The sequence below is a fragment of the Selenomonas sp. GACV-9 genome, assembly GCA_900116485.1.
Classification (GTDB): Bacteria; Bacillota; Negativicutes; order Selenomonadales; family Selenomonadaceae; genus Selenomonas_A; species Selenomonas_A ruminantium_G.
On sequence record FPAX01000005.1, the window covers coordinates 112,025 to 128,191 of the forward strand.

Below are 16,167 nucleotides of genomic sequence, written 5' to 3' on the forward strand. Positions count from 1 at the left end.
CGCGGCCTTTTTCAATACATAATCAATGATGAGCGCTGACGACAGCCCAACCGCCAGTCTCGCTTAGGACTCCCGCAAAATCTTCGCATCCTGACTGCCATCACGATATAGGAATATATTGCCGTTCATAAAATGCACACCTTCTATAACACCGCACTCAGCCAGATTTTTTTTGACCCGCTCGTACTCTTCCGGCTTAAGAAAAAAGATAATGATCTCATTCGTTTCCAACCGCAGGCCCTTTGCATTGAACTCCTTTAGTGTATAGAACTTCTCCTTTTCCTTGAGCATCATCATTTTCGTGAGATTGTCTTTTTCTTTCTCATCACCAATAATGATACGATGCATCCCCACGATAAAATTAGCATATCCCAACATCAGCGATCGGTTCACTTGATGGATATTTCGGGCCATATTAGCGAGAAAATCAGCATTACACCACGGTGTTTTAGTAAAATATGTAAGAAACAGCCGATGGAAGTTATTTACCGCATCAATGGCATAACGCTGCCCCGCATAATGATAAATACAAGCACCAACATTTTCCTGCTTATGAGTCAATTCCCAACTCACGAGTGTATTATACCGTTCAAGTAACAAGCGACAATCCTTCCCAAAGAAATAATTCAGGATATCCTGATCCGGATAATCTACCAACTCATGTTTTCTGAGGAATGCCGCCCCGCGTTCCAGCAGTTGTTCTTCCTGACGGAATTTTTCCATATCAATGAGTAATACACCCGAATTAAAATAACGTTCCTCAGGATATAGACCTTTCTTGACCATACAGCTATAATGGCCTTCCTGTATAACCTTATCTGGCACTGCCGCAAGACCATTTTTACCAGTTTCTTCTGTCCAAAGCTCAGCAATATCGAGATTCACGATAGTATCGGCATCAAGATAAATAACTCTGTCAACTTTCGCTAAGGCCTCCCCCATTACTAAGCGGTACCAAATAGCCTGACTGACTCCCGGTCTTAGATATGCCTTCATCCATTCATTGTTCGTTTCCAATTCTTCAAAACGTTTTTTGAACAGACGCTCAAAATCATAGAAAACAATCTGCTGGCCATAGCTGCGCACAAGCTGCATCAGCATCCGGCGATTATCAGTGGACAACGTATAGTCATGCAAGAAATGCACCGTTACCCATTCGTTAGTATGCTCAAAAAGCGAGCATAGTGATGTACCTACAAACTTGGTATAATTACCTTTCTTATCCGAAACAGCATAACATACATGTATCATCTCATCCACCTCACATCACCAAGAAAATTCGGTAATCATCCAAAAGATTACTCGGATGCGGAATGATGATTGATTTGCCATCAATATAGTCCTCCCACTCCTGCCAGCCTGCCGCATTAAGCTGTTTCTTCAACTCGGGAAATTTATTCAAAAAAAATACATACACATGCGTCCCCAGTTCATAAGGGAGATTCAACCCCTTACTCCAACCATCATCAAGCGCAATATAGGGATCCTCCTGCGCAAGCATAAACATCTCTCGCAATTTTTTCTCATCTGCCTGCGGTCCAACAAAGACGCGCTTGCGCCGCGCCCAAACTGCCGCTGCCTTGCGATTGCGCTCCACGTATTTTTCCAGCTCACCAGCGAGGATGTTGCGCGTGACCACATAGCTCTTGCACAGGAACTCCGCATCACACCACGGCGTCTTAACAAAAGCCTCGTAGAAGATTCGGTCGCGCGGTTCTTCATAGTTATACCGTAAGGTACGCCCCATGTAATGATAGATCCCCTCTACAGGTTCAGAGCTGCCCCAATCGCGATCCCACGGCTGAAGAATATTATAAATCCAAGGCAGATGCAAGAAATCGCGCGCAAAGAAATAGTTCAAGATATCCTGGTCAAAGAAACGGCATTCCTCCTCATGCTGGACAATAAAGCGCAAGCCTGGCAAAAGGATTTCGCCCATATCGCGCATCTTCTCCAAATCCATCAGCAGTACGCCCGAGTTAAAGCAGGTATCAAAATCCGTCCAGCTGTTCTTGAACAGGTAAAGTTTCTCGTCAATTGACCGGTCAATCTGTTTCTGATAATGCTCCATCAGGGTGCGCTCGGTCACGGCCCCCAGCGGGTTACCATCGAGGAATACCTCCCAGAACTTGCGGATATCCATATTGACAATCGTGTCGGCATCGAGATAGATCAGCCGTTTCACATCATGCGGCAAGACAATAGGCGCCAGCAAGCGGTAAAGTGCCGCAGGCGTATAGTAATCGGTATCGACAGCACGCCGGAAAATCTCGCGAGCCTCAGCCAGCAGCTCCTTGCATTCCTCCGCTACATTGTAAAAGAAAAGCTGCTGACCATAGCGGCGTGCAAGCTCGATAAAGTTCGCACGGTTCTTCTCGGTCAGTGTATCATCATGCAACAGATGTATCGTCACCCAGGCATCGGTGCGCTCAAACAGCGAGCATATCGACGCTCCGATATATTTGCTGTATGTACCATGTTTATCCGTCATCGCATAGGCCACATGCACCATGCGCGCATCATCGCCAATCCGTTTCCGTTCCATTGCCCCCACCCCGTCTTCAAGATTTCGCTATATTTCTATAGTATATATACGCCACAACAAAAGAAAAGCCTTCCTTACGGAAGACTTTTCTTGATTGGCTTATTTTATTGCAACAAGCTCAATACATTCGAGCTGCTCTGGTTAGCCTGCGCCAGCATAGCCTGCGCGGCCTGCATAAGGATATTGTTCTTGGTGTATTCAGTCATTTCCTTCGCCATATTCGCATCACGCAATGTTGACTCCGATGCCTGGACATTCTCACTTGACGTTACCAGATTGGCAGAAGTCATCTCCAACCGCGCCTCGATTGAGCCAATATCGGTCTGCTGATTGAGCGCTTTCTGGATTGCATTATCAAGCACATTGACAGCTGCATTGGCCTGTGCTTGCGTACCTACTCCCAAAGTAGTACCCATAGAACTCTTCAACCCCAATGCCTCAGAACGCATATCGGTAAGACCGATACGGATACTCTGATTTGCTTTAGCTCCTACTTGGAGATTGAGGGCATGGTCCTCAGATTTATTGACTGCCCTGACCGATTCGCTAAAGTTATCAAGCACAGCATTGACATCTTTCTTGATCTGCCCATTGGAGTCCTTGACACTGAATGTAATGCCCGATAACTGATACTGTACACCGGCTGCACCAGAAGTAATCGTAATCGCATTTTCCCGGTTTGCCGTATAAACAGTATTTCCTGAAGCAGCAACACCAACCGCATCCCCAGCATCAACGGAAAGCTTATACGGAAGGAACGTCCCCACGGAAGCACCTAGCGTAGAAGCCGCATTACTAATCGCAACATTGAATGTCGACAATGCTGAAGCATAAGCAGAATCTCTTACGGCGGTTGCCGAAACAATTGTCGATGCTTGAACCGTAGATGCTGAATTAACAACTGAAGCATAATAAGTGGATGTAGAATTATAAATTGTTGAAGCACTACTATAATTAGACAAAGCTGTTGACGGTCCATTAAGGCTATGCATGATATCGTCTACTGAACCATACCCTTGAGTCCACGCCGCACCATTCGCATATTCAGTAGATGCATACAAATACCATGAATTATATGTAGAATAATTAGTCGACATCACGTTACTAGCACTATTAATTGCAGAAACTGCATTCGTAGTAATATTATTATAATTTACAGATGCCGTATGAATCGTTTCATTATATGTTGAACTTGCTGCGCTATAGGAACTAGAGTATGTTGAACTTGCCTCCGCTCTCGATGAATTATACTGAGCATACGCAGCCCGAATCATTGGATTATTCCTGACATAGGGCCCACTAGCATCTACCAAGGCACTGTCAATCGTCGTAGTTTCATCAATATCAACATCAAAACTATACGTCTCACCTTGAATCACATACGAGATTGTAAGGGTATCTGTGGTCAGGATATTCAACCCCTCACCATTGCGATTCTGCAAATCAATGATTCTAGTCGAACCAGTCGTTTCTCGATTAAGACTCTGATTCGTCATTGACGTCTTGGTCGCATCGCCTTTCGCCATCTTGGACCCATCGACTAACGTCTTGCCATTATAAGTAACATTTGCATTATCGTCAATCTGATCGATAGACTGGTCGAGTTCTTTCTGGATGATTGCCCGGTCAGCGTCCGTATTGCTATCGTTGGCCGCATTGATTGCTTTTTCCTTCATCGTGCGCAGGATATCGACTGTCGAGCTTACCGCGCCCTCAGCTACCTTCATCAGGCTCACGCCATTCTGCGTATTGGCATCTGCCTGATCGAGCGAACGCACCATGACGCGCATGCGCTCAGAAATGGCATAGCCCGAGGCATCATCGGCAGCCGAGTTGATTTTCATGCCGCTTGATACCTTCTGTAAACTTTTTGCCAATGCCGATGAATTCTTGTTCAGTGTCCCTAAGGTTTTCACCGCCGACATGTTATTCTTAACCACCATTGCCATTATCGACACATCCTCCCTGATGAGCAGTCTGCAGACTACCTAGTCACATCCTCATGATAGCCCCGTCCTTACCGTCCCTGTGGGTTCCCGAGGCCCATATAGCCCTACCTCAAAGGGCGGTGGAAGCCGCCGCCCTCTACTGACAGATATTTCTAATCTATATATCGATAGAATTGCCGCTGAACTTAATAGCCTACGTAAACTTTCCTAGCTTTATTTTACTATAAAACACGACATAAGGAAAGGCACTACGAAAACAATACGACAAAAGCCTTCCCTTTGCGGGAAGGCTTTGCAGTCTCCTCCGCTCCTAACGGAGAAGATTGTATTATTCTTTTTCGAGCGATGGCACCTTCGCCACGATGACGGCCATTGCGGCGGCCAGGCAGGCAAGGGATGCGCCGAGGCCGATCCAGCCATTTGCGGTGATGCCGCCGACGGCGTAGCCAATCAGACAGCAGGCACCAACGGTCAGCACGTAAGGCAGCTGCGTATCGACGTGGTCGATATGATGACACTGCGCACCGGCCGAAGCCAGGATCGTGGTATCGGAAATCGGCGAAGCATGGTCGCCGCCCACAGCGCCGGACAGGACAGCAGCCACGCAGACCACGAGCATGTTCGGGTCAGTACCGACTACTGCCACAGCAATCGGAATCAGGATGCCGAAGGTTCCCCAGGACGTGCCCGTCGCAAAGGCCAGGCCCATAGCCACAAGGAAGAAGATTGGCGGCAGGAACATGATCAGCGATGCGTTGGCGCTGACGATGCCGCCAACGAAACCGCCGAGGTTCAGATATTTATCACTGCAGATGCCCGACAGCGTCCAGGCAAGGCAGAGGATAAAGATTGCCGGCGTCATAGCCTTAAAGCCCCAGCCGAAACTGTCGCAGAAGGCATTGAACGAAATGACTTTGCGGGGCAGATAGAGGAAGCCCGTAAAGATAAAGGCAATGAAAGAACCCAGAACCAAGGACTTCGAAGAATCGCAGTTAGCAAAGGCATCGGCAATGCTCTTGCCCTCATGGATGCCGCCCGTGTAAAGCATGCCATAGACGCAGGCCGCAATCAGGACGAACAGCGGCAGCAGCAGGTCGATAATCTTGCCGTTGCCTTCCTCTTCATGCTTGATACCCGTGGTGTCCTGATATTCCTTCGGAATCACGAAGTTCTCATTGCTCTCACGGACGCTCTTGGCCATCGTGCCATAGTCACGGCCCGTCCAGATGATGAAGACCATGAACAGCAGCGTCAGCCAGGCGTAGAGGTTGAACGGGATTGTCTGCAGGAACAGCGAGAAACCATCAATGTTGCTGCCCTCCGGCAAAGAGGAGCCGACAGCTGCGGCCCAGCTCGATACCGGAGCGATGATGCAGATTGGCGCTGCCGTCGCATCGATGATATACGCAAGTTTCGTGCGCGCAATCTTGAACTTATCCGTCACCGGACGCATGACCGTACCAACGGTCAGGCAGTTGAAATAATCGTCGATGAAAATCACGAGACCCAGGAGTGCCGTGACCAGCGAGGCACTGCGCTTACCGCGGATTGAGCGGGCAGCCCACTCGCCATAGGCACGGGTCGCGCCGCTGCGGGTGATGGCCGCGACGAGGATGCCGAGGATGACAAGGAACACGAGGATGTTGACATTGCTGCCGACCTTGTCAGCCATGACGGCAAACATCGTCAGTATCGACTCGAGGATATTGCCCCCAGTAAAGAACATCGCACCCGAAAAGATGCCGATAATCAGGGACATGTATACTTCTTTTGTCCAGAGTGCCAGCGCGATCGTAATCAGCGGCGGCAGCACGGACCAGGCGGATTCTGCCATGGACATAACCTACTTTCTGTCATACTTGTACATTTACAACGTTACATTTTTCTGTCCGTTATTCTTCACGTGTACTATTGTATAACATTTTTTGCATAGTAGCAATACGAAATTAAGCATTTTTTGCAATCTTAGTAAATTCATCAGCCAAATGTGCAAACTCATCGAGGGAGAGGGTCTCCCCGCGGCGCGTCGGGTCGATGCCAGCTTTCTCCATAGCATCGCGGACCTGCTCCTTCGGGAAGCCGCCACCACAGAGCGCATTGGCCAAGGTCTTGCGGCGCTGGCCGAAGGCAGCCTTGACGACGCGGAAGAACATCTTCTCCTCGAGCACGTCGACAGCTGGCGTCTCACGCACCTTGCAGGCGATGACGACGCTGTCGACTTCCGGTGCCGGAATGAACGAGCGTGGCGGCACGTTGAGCACGATTTCGGGCTCAGTGTAGTACTGGACAGCTACCGACAAAGCGCCGTATGTCTTGGAGCCCGGGCCTGCGACCATACGCTCAGCCACTTCCTTCTGCACCATGGTGACCATGCGCGTAATCGGCAGGTGACGCTCGAGCAGGGCCATGAGGATTGGCGTCGTGATATAGTAAGGCAGGTTAGCTGCTACCTTGAAGGGCCCCTCTCCCATGATTTCCGGAATGTTTACCTTGAGGATATCCCCCGGTACGATCGTGACATTATCATAGGCCTTGAGGGTCTCCGCCAGCACTGCTGGCAGTTTCTTGTCGAGCTCAACAGCCGTTACCTCAGCGCCAGCCTCGGCAAGGCCCTGGGTCAGGGTGCCGATACCCGGGCCAATCTCCAGCACTCGTTCTCCCGGCTGGATCTCTGCCGCATCGACGATGCCCTGCACGATGCCCGCATCAATCAGGAAGTTCTGGCCGAGTTTCTTGCTCATGCGCAGGCCGAAGGCCTTGAGGATATGGGTCGTGACCTCACGGCTGGCAATCTTCGGCTGGATGATTTCTTCGCTCATTTCATTTCCTCCTTGTCAAGCTGCGCCACCGCGTCAGCAAATTCTTTCCGCGTCACCCCATAGTGATTGAGGCGTTTCAAAAACGTCTTGGCATTGGCAAAGCCGAGGCCAAGGATGGCCCCAAGCCGTGCGCGGCGGGTGCTCGCATCAGCGGCGCCCGACAGATTGTTGACGATGAGATCAGCGCCGCTGAATTCATTCGTCGGCTCCCAATCCAGCGTGCGCACCTTCTCCAGCGCCTTGCGGATGGCATCAGGCTTAGCCTGTTCAATGCCGATATCGTCGTTGTCCGTGGCGTCCTCCACCGGCACGAAGGCGTGCTTGGCATCCGGAAAGCGCCGCGACAGATAGGTACGGATGCGCTCGCCAGCCGAATCTGGATCCGTCATGATGATGATGCCGCGTTTCTTATAGGCCTGCTCGATATTCTTGAGGGCCTGGGGCTTGAGGTTGAATCCCTCAGTGATGATGCAGTCAGCCTCGACAGCCTTGTCAATGGCCACCACATCCATCTTGCCTTCGACGACCAATACTTCTTTTATCATAAATACTCCTTACAACTTCCAATCTCCACTCAGAGTATGGCCTTGACAGCCGCATATACCTCGTCATGAATCGACTCTATGCTGCGCGGCTCCCCGCCTTCACTGCAGGTGACTTCTGCCCAGTCATATTTGGCTGCCAGCTCCAGATAGGCCGCATGACAGCGATGCAGATAGTCCGTGTCCTTTTCGTGAATGTCCTTCTCCGTCCCCGTTTCCTTGGCCCGGGCCGCAATGAGCTTGTCGGCAACCTCAGGCGCCATATCGAGGAACACGACTTTGTCTGGTACGGGCAAGCCGATCTTCACGAACTCAAAATCCCAGAGCCAGTCGAGGAACGCCTCACGCTCCTTGGCATCGGTGAGTTTCACGGCCTGATGAACCATGTTGCTGGTCGTGTAGCGGTCGGCCAGGATGATATCGCCGTTATCGTAGAATTCCTTCCACTTCATGCGGAAGGACGCATAGCGGTCGACAGCAAAAAACGTCGAGGCCGCAAAGGCGTTGACATCCTCGGCATGGCCACCGAAGTCGCCGCGCAGATACATGCGCACCAGCATCGACGAATCGGCCGCATAGTCGGGGAACTCGATGCGGTGCACGCGGTAACCGTCGCGGACCAGATGGTCATAAAGCGCCTTGGTCTGGGTGGCCTTGCCTGAGCCATCGCCAGCTTCTATAATAATGAGTTTTCCTTTGCTCACGATTCTTTCACTACCTTCAATGTCTTTAGATTGGTATCCTGGGGGCCTACCACTTTGAGTCCCAGCTTTTGCATGGCGCGGATATAGTCAAGACTTGACTGGTCAATTCTATCCCCCGGCGCCAGGATCGGAATCCCCGGCGGGTAGAACATCAGCTGCTCGGCTGCGATGCGGCCGGCAGCTTCTGCAAAGGGCACCTGCTCATAGTCAGCAAAGAACGCCGCCCGCGGCGTCATGCCAAGCACAGGCACAGCTGGCATAGCTGCCGGAACCGAGAATTGCTCTTTTCCCTTATAGCGGGCTGCCAGTTCCTTAAGCGCGGACAAAAGTACCGCCGTCTCATGCTCCGTATCCGCATAGGAGATGATAAAGAGCAGATTATAGGCATCAGAAAGCTCGCACTGGATCTTATATTCATGGCGCAGGATTTCCTCAGCCTGGGGCCCGCTGATGCCAAGCTGGCGCAGGCTGACCGTAACTTTGGTAAGGTCTAGGCCAGATGCCCCCTCTGTCTGCAGGTAATCAGCGCCAAAGGACCAGAGGCCGTCAATCCTATTGATGTCCTGGCGCAGCTTTTCAGCAAGCCTTACGGCCCGGCTGACTTTTTCGGTACCCTCTTCCGCCAGCTGCAGACGCGCGATATCCAAGGACGCCAGCAACAATTGGTTGGGACTTGTCGACTGCAACAGGCTGGCGGCCTGACGGACACGTTCCTCATTGACCCGAGGCCCCTTTACCAGCAGCATCGAGGTCTGCGTCATGCTTCCCACAATCTTATGGGTGCTCTGGGCCGCCATATCGGCCCCAGCATCGATGGCCTGGAGCGGCAGAGCCTCAGAGAACTTCAGATGGGGGCCATGGGCTTCATCCACCAGAAGCAGCATGTCATGGGCATGCAGCTCGTCGGCAATGGCCTGCAAATCCACCGTTACGCCGTAATAGGTAGGGTAAACCAGGGCCAGCGCCTTGGCCTCAGGATGGGCCGCAATGGCCTTCTTGATGTCGCAGAGGCGAAGGCCCATGGCAATGCCCAGCCGCTCGTCGATTTCCGGCTGGATGAAGACAGGCTTTGCCCCCACCAGAATGATGCCGCCAATCATCGAACGATGTGCATTGCGCGGCACCAGCACCGTATCACCGGGACGGAGCGCCGCCATCAGCATCGTATGGATGGCACCGCTGGTGCCGTTTATCATGAAATAGGCCCCCTCGGCACCATAGAGGTCTGCCGCCAGATTCTGGGCCTCGCGGATGCACATCGTCGGCTCATGGAGGTCGTCGAGCTCCTCCATCAGCGAGACTTCCTCGCGCAGGCCTTCTTCCGTTATGAGATTCTTTAGTAATGGATGCGCGCCGAGGCCCTGTTTATGCCCCGGCGTATGAAAAGCGAGAGCGCCGTCTCGCGCGTAGGCCGCCATGGCCTCCGCAATCGGCGCTCTTAGCTGATTGATTTTCGTTTGTTTTTCCATCATTTCCGTCTGCCCTTATCCGGTGTCTTGATTGCCTTGACCTTTTCCGTGCCGGGCTTAGCCAGCTTGCTCGGCACGCGCAGATGGACGCGCGTGCCCTTGCCGACAGCCGAGATGATATTGAGCTCCGCACCGATGATCTTGGCACGTTCGCGCATTCCCATCAGACCGAACTGACCGATTGACTCAGCATCCTCGGCGAGAATCTCATCGGCGTTCTCCATATCCGGGATCTCCGGCTCAGCCTCAGCGTCGAAGCCCTCGCCCTCATCCTGGATCAATACCGATAGTGCCTGCGGCGTATAGAGCAGGCGCAGACGCGCCTTATCCGTTCCCGCATGACGCGCAACGTTGTTAAGTGCCTCCTGCACGATGCGGAAAATCGCGATTTCCACATGCTTGGGCAACTCATAAGCCGTGCCATCGATACTGAACTCCGTCGACAGGATGCCGCGCGAAGCCAGCCGCCCCACCAGCTGATTAAGAGCCGGTGCAAGGCCCAAATCATCAAGGGCCATCGGCCGCATGTCGAAGATGACCTGCCGTACACTGATCAAGCATTCGCGAATCTGCTCACGCAGCTCATGCAGCGTCCGCTTGGCCTCCTCGGGATCATAGTCGACCAGCTTTTCGGCCACTGAGGTCTGGAATATGAGGTTGGCCAGGTCCTGGGCCGGGCCATCATGGATCTCACGGGAGACACGATAGCGCTCCTCTTCCTGGGCCTTGATGATGCGGGCACCGACAAACTTGTCCTTCTGCACCGCCTCAATCTTCCAGACGACACCGCTGACCTGGGAGCTCAGATACGAGAGCACTGAGCCGATGGCCAGGGCCAGATGTTCAGCCTGCACGAGCATGACCTGCAGATGACGCAGGCGCATCTCAAGCCGGTCGCGCTGGCCGCGCAGGTTCTGCTCCTTCTCACGCTGGACGCCGAGCTCCACCTGCACATTCTTGACCTGCTCGTAGCATTCACGGATCTTCTCCTCGGAGTAGTCCTGGAAGTTGCTGCTGACCTGAACCAGTTTCTGCTTCTCACGCTGCTCCTGCTTCACGAGCTCGTCAACACGGTCGATGGTCTTCTGGGCCTGCTTCTTGAGCTCCTGGAGCTGCTGCTTGCTGCTCTCCACCTCGCCCCGGGCCGTCTCATATATATCAAAGATCTGGGATTTATTATCCTCGATTGTACTTATGGTATTGGTCAGGATACTCTTAAGCGAATCCGTTTTCAATCCGCCCGCCCCTTCCAACAAGGATTCTTTATTGAGGGCTGACATACGAAGCCTCCATTCTCACGTCAGTCGTACTACTTATTGTGACGTTTGCCAAGCCAGCGGATTACGCCAAGGCCCAGCAAGGCTCCGACCAGGATATAGAGATCCGTCACGCGGAACAGGGAATCCACTCCGTTATCCTGGATCTTAGCGTAAATCGCACCGACTACCAGCAGAACTACCAATACATTTGAAATTGCCTTGCCATGCTGTTTCAAGAAAGAAATCGTCCTCACCTCCCGGCCATGCTGTGCACGACCCCCAAAATACTCTTATTATAAATTTTACTATGAATGCGGCAGAAGTCAAGGGAGACTTGCTTTTATCGCTAAATACCTTTAAAATATAAAGAGTGCCTCCACACGGTACATTCCAACAAGCGAAAGGTGATTCAAAATGAGCATTTTCTCTCGTTTCTTGCCGAAACGTAAACCAGTAGAGATAAAGAACAATATGCCGAAAGAAAAGGCCACCATCAAAAAGACCTTCGGCATCTACTGCCACAGCCATCACAAAACGTCGGGCGATAAACTCTGCCCACAGTGCCAGGCACTCCTGGCAACGGTCATGACCAAGATGAACCGCTGCCCCTACGGCATCACGAAACCAATCTGCGACCGCTGCGACCGCACGATGCAGTGCTTCGGCTCCAAGCAGGCACAGGAATTCCTCCACATCATGGGCACGAGCCAGAAGCGCATGTTCTTCTCCCATCCAATCATGACGGTCAAACACAAACTGGCCAGCATGGGCGTTGACTACGCTAAATATCAGCAGGCCAAGAAAGTCGACGACAAGGTCAAGGCCAAAGAAGAGGCCGCTAAGAAACGCGCCAAGGATCGCAAGGCTAAGAAATGATATAGCAAAAAAACCTTCCCGTAGGAAGGTTTTTTTTTTGCTATTTTACGAGACGAAGCTTCGGACGGCCAGCGGCGGCTTTTTCCGGCTTCTCCGGTCCTGTTTCCGAACTGCTGTCGGCCGCTTCCCCATATGTGGGCTTACGGCCATGATCGCAGATATTGAGCAACATGCCCATGGCTATCATCGTGACCAGCAGTGATGAACCACCGTAGCTGATGAATGGCAGCGGCACGCCGACGACGGCGAACATGCCGCCGACCATCGCAAGATTCGCCAGCGCCTGTCCCAAAATCAGCAGCATGATGCCCATGGCCAAAATCTGGCCGAACTCATCCTCTGCGCGGTTGGCAATGCGGACACAGAAGAAGATCAGCAGCGCGAACAGCAAGAATACCATCAGCGCGCCGACGTAGCCATGTTCCTGGCAGAAAATCGCAAACGCGAAGTCCGTATGGGCCTCAGGCAGGTACTCGTACTTGCTGACGCCATCACCAAGGCCCATGCCCCAGAAGCCACCGGAGCCGATAGTCGACAGCGACTGCACAGTCTGATAGCCGATGCCCTGCGCATCCGACCACGGGTCAAGCATGATGCGGATACGGCTCAGACGATAGGGCTGCAAGGTAATGAGTCCCACAACGCCCAGCGGGATGGCCAGCAGCACACCCTTCGTCATCGCCGGTGTCATACCGACCACAAAAGCCATGATGAGCGGCACGCCCAGAATGATGCAAGCCGTGCCCATATCCGGCTCGAGCTCAGTAAGTCCGGCCATCAGCACGATCAAGGCAAACTGCAGGTTCATGACACTTGCGGGCCGACCAGCCTTGACCTGAACCGACAGGATGGCCGCCGCCAGCATCAGGCTCACAAGCTTGGCAAACTCGGCCGGCTGGAAACTCAGCGGGCCAACGCCCAGCCAGCGCCGGGCACCGTTGACGCTCATGCCGACCACCAGCACCGCTGCCAGCGCCAGTATCATGCCAATCAGCAGCGCTGGCATCCAGTCGCGCCAACGCCGGTAATTGACCTTGCGGCAGATGACGAAAGCGATAAAGCCGATCACAAGCCAAATAGCATGACGAATCAGGAAATAGTAGGGATTCTCATAATCCGTCGTCGCGATGACAAAGCTCGAGCTGAATACATTGATTGTCCCAAGAACAATGAGGATAATCATGATGACAAGGATGGGTTCAGCATCGTTGTTCCACATGGTCTTCCTTATCCGCATGACACAGCCCCCTTACGGAAAGATAACCTCACAGCGGTTGATCTTCTCGCCGAAGCCGCTGAACTTGCGTTCATATTCGGTCATGATATTGTCCGGCCGGTTCTCAGCATGAAGATCAAACGATACATCGCGTGTCGGCAGGCCTGCCTCCTCGAACTGCTCCAGCGAGAAATCGAACAGCGGGCGGTTATCAGTCTTGAAATGCAGCTCGCCCGGCTTCTTCAAGAGACGGCGGTATTTCTCGAGGAAACCCACATGGGTCAGGCGGCGTTTCGCATGACGCTTCTTCGGCCAGGGATCGCAGAAATTGATGTAGAAACGGTCAACTTCCTCCTCGCCGAAGATCTTCTCGATGTTGTTGATATCAAACACCAGCAAGCGGACATTCGTAAGCTCCTTCTCGGCAATCTTCTTGGCCGCCGAGTACAGTACATCCTGCTGGGCCTCGATGCCGATGTAGTTGATGTCCGGATTGCGCTCAGCCAGCTGGCTGATGAAATCGCCCTTGCCCGTGCCGAGCTCGACATGCAGCGGGGCCTGACGGCCAAAGATTTCCGCCCACTTGCCCTGCTTTTCCTCGCCAATCTCCTGGTCACGGCTGATGACAAACGCATCAAATTCATGGATGGCTTCATCCACCCACGGTTTTCTTCTTAAACGCACGTTCTTGCTCCTTTATCCTTACTTCTTTTCCAGCCCGTATTTCTTGAGATAACGGTACAGCGTCACACGGCTGACATTCAAGAGGTTAGCCAGACGGCTCACATTGCCGCCAGCTGCCTGCCATGCCTTGACGAATACCTCTTTGTCCTCTTTCCACTTGTTATCCGGCTTGACATCGCCCATAAGGCTGATGTCTCCCGGACGGATGGTCTTGCCCGGCGTATTGAAGAACGCATACTCCAGGACGCTCTGCAGCTGCTTGATATTGCCCGGCCAGTCGTAGTCCTCGAGGACCTGCTCCGTTGCCGGCAGGATTTCCTTTGGTTCCATCTGATGCTGCTCAGCCAGCTCCTTGACGATATGCTGGGCAAGCTCCGGGATATCCTCGCGGCGGCTGCGCAGAGCCGGTACGCGCACGATGCTGCGGCTCACGATGTCGTAGAGCTCGCGGGCAAACAGGCCGCGCTCAGTCAAGCGCTTGAGGTCGCTGTCGCAAGCCGCGATGATGCGCACATCAATCGAGCGTTCCACATTCTCGCCCACACGGCAGGCCTTGCCAGACTCCAAAGCTTTGGCCAGCTCCAGCGCGATGCTCTTCGGCATCTTCTCGATCTCATCGAGGAACAGCGTACCGCCCGAAGCCAGTTCGAGACGGCCCTGATGGCTGACCTCCGGATTCAGCATGACACCGAAGAGTTCCTGCTCCAAAAGCTCCGGCGTCGCGTCGCCGCAGCGCAGCGTGATCAGCGGACCAGCCGCACGTGCACTGGCCTGATGGATACCATGGGCCATGCGCTGCTTGCCCGTACCAGCCTCACCCTGAATCAGGACATGGTGGTTGTTCTTGGCCACACGGCCGGCCTTGTTGCGCACGCTGAGGAAGGTCGAACCGTCGCCGACCATCGAATTGAGGCTGTACTTGGCCGTATAGCCTGCCGCATGGGCAACCAGCGTGCGCAGGTCCTCAATCGGCATCGAGACGACAACAACACTCTGGACAGCCTGATCCTCGTCGCGCTCCAGCGGCACGACAGTCGTGATATCCTCATAGGTCTTAGCCGGCGTGATCCAGGTAACCTCTTTGTTGTACGAAGGCACGCCGCGGAAGCCCTTGTAGATTGGCGTATGCTGGTAGTTCATGATGACATCGTTGAGATTCTGCGTATGGCGGCTGCCGTCGCCCTTCTTGGCACCGATGCCCTCCAGACGCGTGTGCCCCAGCTGGTTCGCATAGGCCACCTCGCCGCCCGGCATGACATGATAGACCGCAAACGGCGTCGCATCGAGGATGGCCTCCTCGGCCTTGATGCGCAGCGCTTCGGTCAGATGCTGCTCGAGAGCCGTACGCATCGTCAGCAGCAGCGAGATGACCGCATCCTGCGGCATCGCGATCTGCTCCATCGACACCAGGGTAATGATGTAATGGAACTCGCCATTGATCTTGACCGGTGCCGAGCAGGCATCGCCAAGCTGGCATTCCTTAACCCACATCTCGGGGCCAAACATCCAGAACGGCGTCTGATGCTCATAGGCAATGCAGATGGATGAGGTACCGACCTCCTCCACCCCGACACGCGTGCCTTCGATTTCCCCCGGTGTCATCTGATAGAATGGCAGCGAATAGCTCTTGAGCACCGTGCAGTCAGCGTCGACCAGCAGCAGGCTCAGGTTGTACTCCTGGAAGAACTCGCGGATGCCCTCACTGAGCTTGCTCAGATAGTCGATGGCATCGCGGTGCTTGTTCTGCAGCTCCAGGAATTCCTCCTTGGACATCTTGCGTTCAATCTTCATCGTATCCCGGTTAATGCCCAGTGCCTGGCTCCGTTCCCAGGACTCGGCCACCCAGGGATGTACATTGGGATCTAATATGCCGTCTTCCGTGAATTTCTGATAATAAGCCTCGAGTTTGCTTCTGCTGCGATGCTCTCTGATCATAGCTCAGCCTCCTGTAAATCATTTATTTTCCGCCCGGTCACTGCCGGGTCTTTTGCGTTTCGTAAATTATCGTAACTTACATTTTACCAAGCATTAAGTTATCCTGCAATTACTTTTGTCCTATTTTATTTACATTTTTTCAAAAAAACAGCAATATGTACCCCAATTC

14 protein-coding genes are annotated in these 16,167 nt (G+C 53.0%); 1 reads left to right on the top strand and 13 read right to left on the bottom strand.

The genetic code is table 11. The annotated features are described in order from the left end of the window. Window positions 1-63: 63 nt before the first annotated feature. The 10 genes from BM322_RS06605 to BM322_RS06655 all read right to left on the bottom strand — a co-directional run bounded on the left by BM322_RS06605 (window position 64) and on the right by BM322_RS06655 (window position 11,523). Window positions 64-1,251: a glycosyltransferase family 8 protein gene (locus BM322_RS06605; RefSeq protein ID WP_075429111.1), complete on the bottom strand. Its 1,188-nt coding sequence runs from the start codon at window positions 1,249-1,251 to the stop codon at window positions 64-66. Window positions 1,252-1,261: 10 nt separating this feature from the next. After that, entirely contained in the window at window positions 1,262-2,545 is a 1,284-nt protein-coding gene (locus BM322_RS06610) for a glycosyltransferase (protein WP_075429112.1), read from the bottom strand. Between the two features lie 104 nt (window positions 2,546-2,649). Beyond that, window positions 2,650-4,494 (bottom strand): flagellin, encoded by a 1,845-nt coding sequence (locus BM322_RS13795; protein ID WP_318254556.1) that lies wholly within the window; start codon window positions 4,492-4,494, stop codon window positions 2,650-2,652. A gap of 328 nt (window positions 4,495-4,822) precedes the next feature. Further along, entirely contained in the window at window positions 4,823-6,328 is a 1,506-nt protein-coding gene (locus BM322_RS06625) for a Na+/H+ antiporter NhaC family protein (protein WP_075429178.1), read from the bottom strand. A 112-nt stretch (window positions 6,329-6,440) separates the two neighbouring features. Next, window positions 6,441-7,313 carry a 16S rRNA (adenine(1518)-N(6)/adenine(1519)-N(6))-dimethyltransferase RsmA gene (gene rsmA, locus BM322_RS06630; RefSeq protein WP_075429113.1) on the bottom strand — a complete coding sequence of 291 codons (873 nt, stop codon included), beginning with the start codon at window positions 7,311-7,313 and terminating at the stop codon, window positions 6,441-6,443. After that, window positions 7,310-7,858: a ribonuclease M5 gene (rnmV, locus tag BM322_RS06635; protein WP_075429114.1), complete on the bottom strand. Its 549-nt coding sequence runs from the start codon at window positions 7,856-7,858 to the stop codon at window positions 7,310-7,312. The genes rsmA and rnmV overlap by 4 nt, the downstream gene beginning before the upstream one ends. 29 nt (window positions 7,859-7,887) lie before the next feature. Further along, entirely contained in the window at window positions 7,888-8,559 is a 672-nt protein-coding gene (locus BM322_RS06640) for a deoxynucleoside kinase (RefSeq protein WP_075429115.1), read from the bottom strand. Continuing rightward, window positions 8,556-10,031, bottom strand: coding sequence for an aminotransferase class I/II-fold pyridoxal phosphate-dependent enzyme (locus BM322_RS06645; RefSeq protein ID WP_318254558.1), 1,476 nt, complete (start codon window positions 10,029-10,031; stop codon window positions 8,556-8,558). Before BM322_RS06645 ends, BM322_RS06640 begins: the two co-directional genes overlap by 4 nt. Then, window positions 10,028-11,308, bottom strand: coding sequence for a sensor histidine kinase (locus BM322_RS06650; protein ID WP_075429117.1), 1,281 nt, complete (start codon window positions 11,306-11,308; stop codon window positions 10,028-10,030). Before BM322_RS06650 ends, BM322_RS06645 begins: the two co-directional genes overlap by 4 nt. A gap of 29 nt (window positions 11,309-11,337) precedes the next feature. Further along, the gene (locus tag BM322_RS06655) at window positions 11,338-11,523 is read right to left on the bottom strand and encodes a hypothetical protein (protein WP_075429118.1); all 186 of its coding nucleotides are present in this window, start codon (window positions 11,521-11,523) and stop codon (window positions 11,338-11,340) included. Between the two features lie 178 nt (window positions 11,524-11,701). On the opposite strand from BM322_RS06655, the gene BM322_RS06660 reads away from it, so the two are divergent. Continuing rightward, complete coding sequence (locus tag BM322_RS06660) at window positions 11,702-12,163, top strand: nitrous oxide-stimulated promoter family protein (RefSeq protein WP_075429119.1); 462 nt, start codon at window positions 11,702-11,704, stop codon at window positions 12,161-12,163. 40 nt (window positions 12,164-12,203) lie between these two features. On the opposite strand, the gene BM322_RS06665 is transcribed toward BM322_RS06660, so the two are convergent. Genes BM322_RS06665 through BM322_RS06675 form a run of 3 tightly spaced genes read right to left on the bottom strand, consistent with a single transcriptional unit; the run spans window position 12,204 to window position 15,998 of the window. Next, window positions 12,204-13,400 (bottom strand): FtsW/RodA/SpoVE family cell cycle protein, encoded by a 1,197-nt coding sequence (locus BM322_RS06665; RefSeq protein ID WP_075429120.1) that lies wholly within the window; start codon window positions 13,398-13,400, stop codon window positions 12,204-12,206. 12 nt (window positions 13,401-13,412) lie between these two features. Continuing rightward, the gene (gene trmB, locus BM322_RS06670; protein WP_075429121.1) at window positions 13,413-14,063 is read right to left on the bottom strand and encodes a tRNA (guanosine(46)-N7)-methyltransferase TrmB; all 651 of its coding nucleotides are present in this window, start codon (window positions 14,061-14,063) and stop codon (window positions 13,413-13,415) included. An 18-nt stretch (window positions 14,064-14,081) separates the two neighbouring features. Then, entirely contained in the window at window positions 14,082-15,998 is a 1,917-nt protein-coding gene (locus tag BM322_RS06675; protein WP_075429122.1) for a sigma 54-interacting transcriptional regulator, read from the bottom strand. Window positions 15,999-16,167 lie beyond the last annotated feature (169 nt).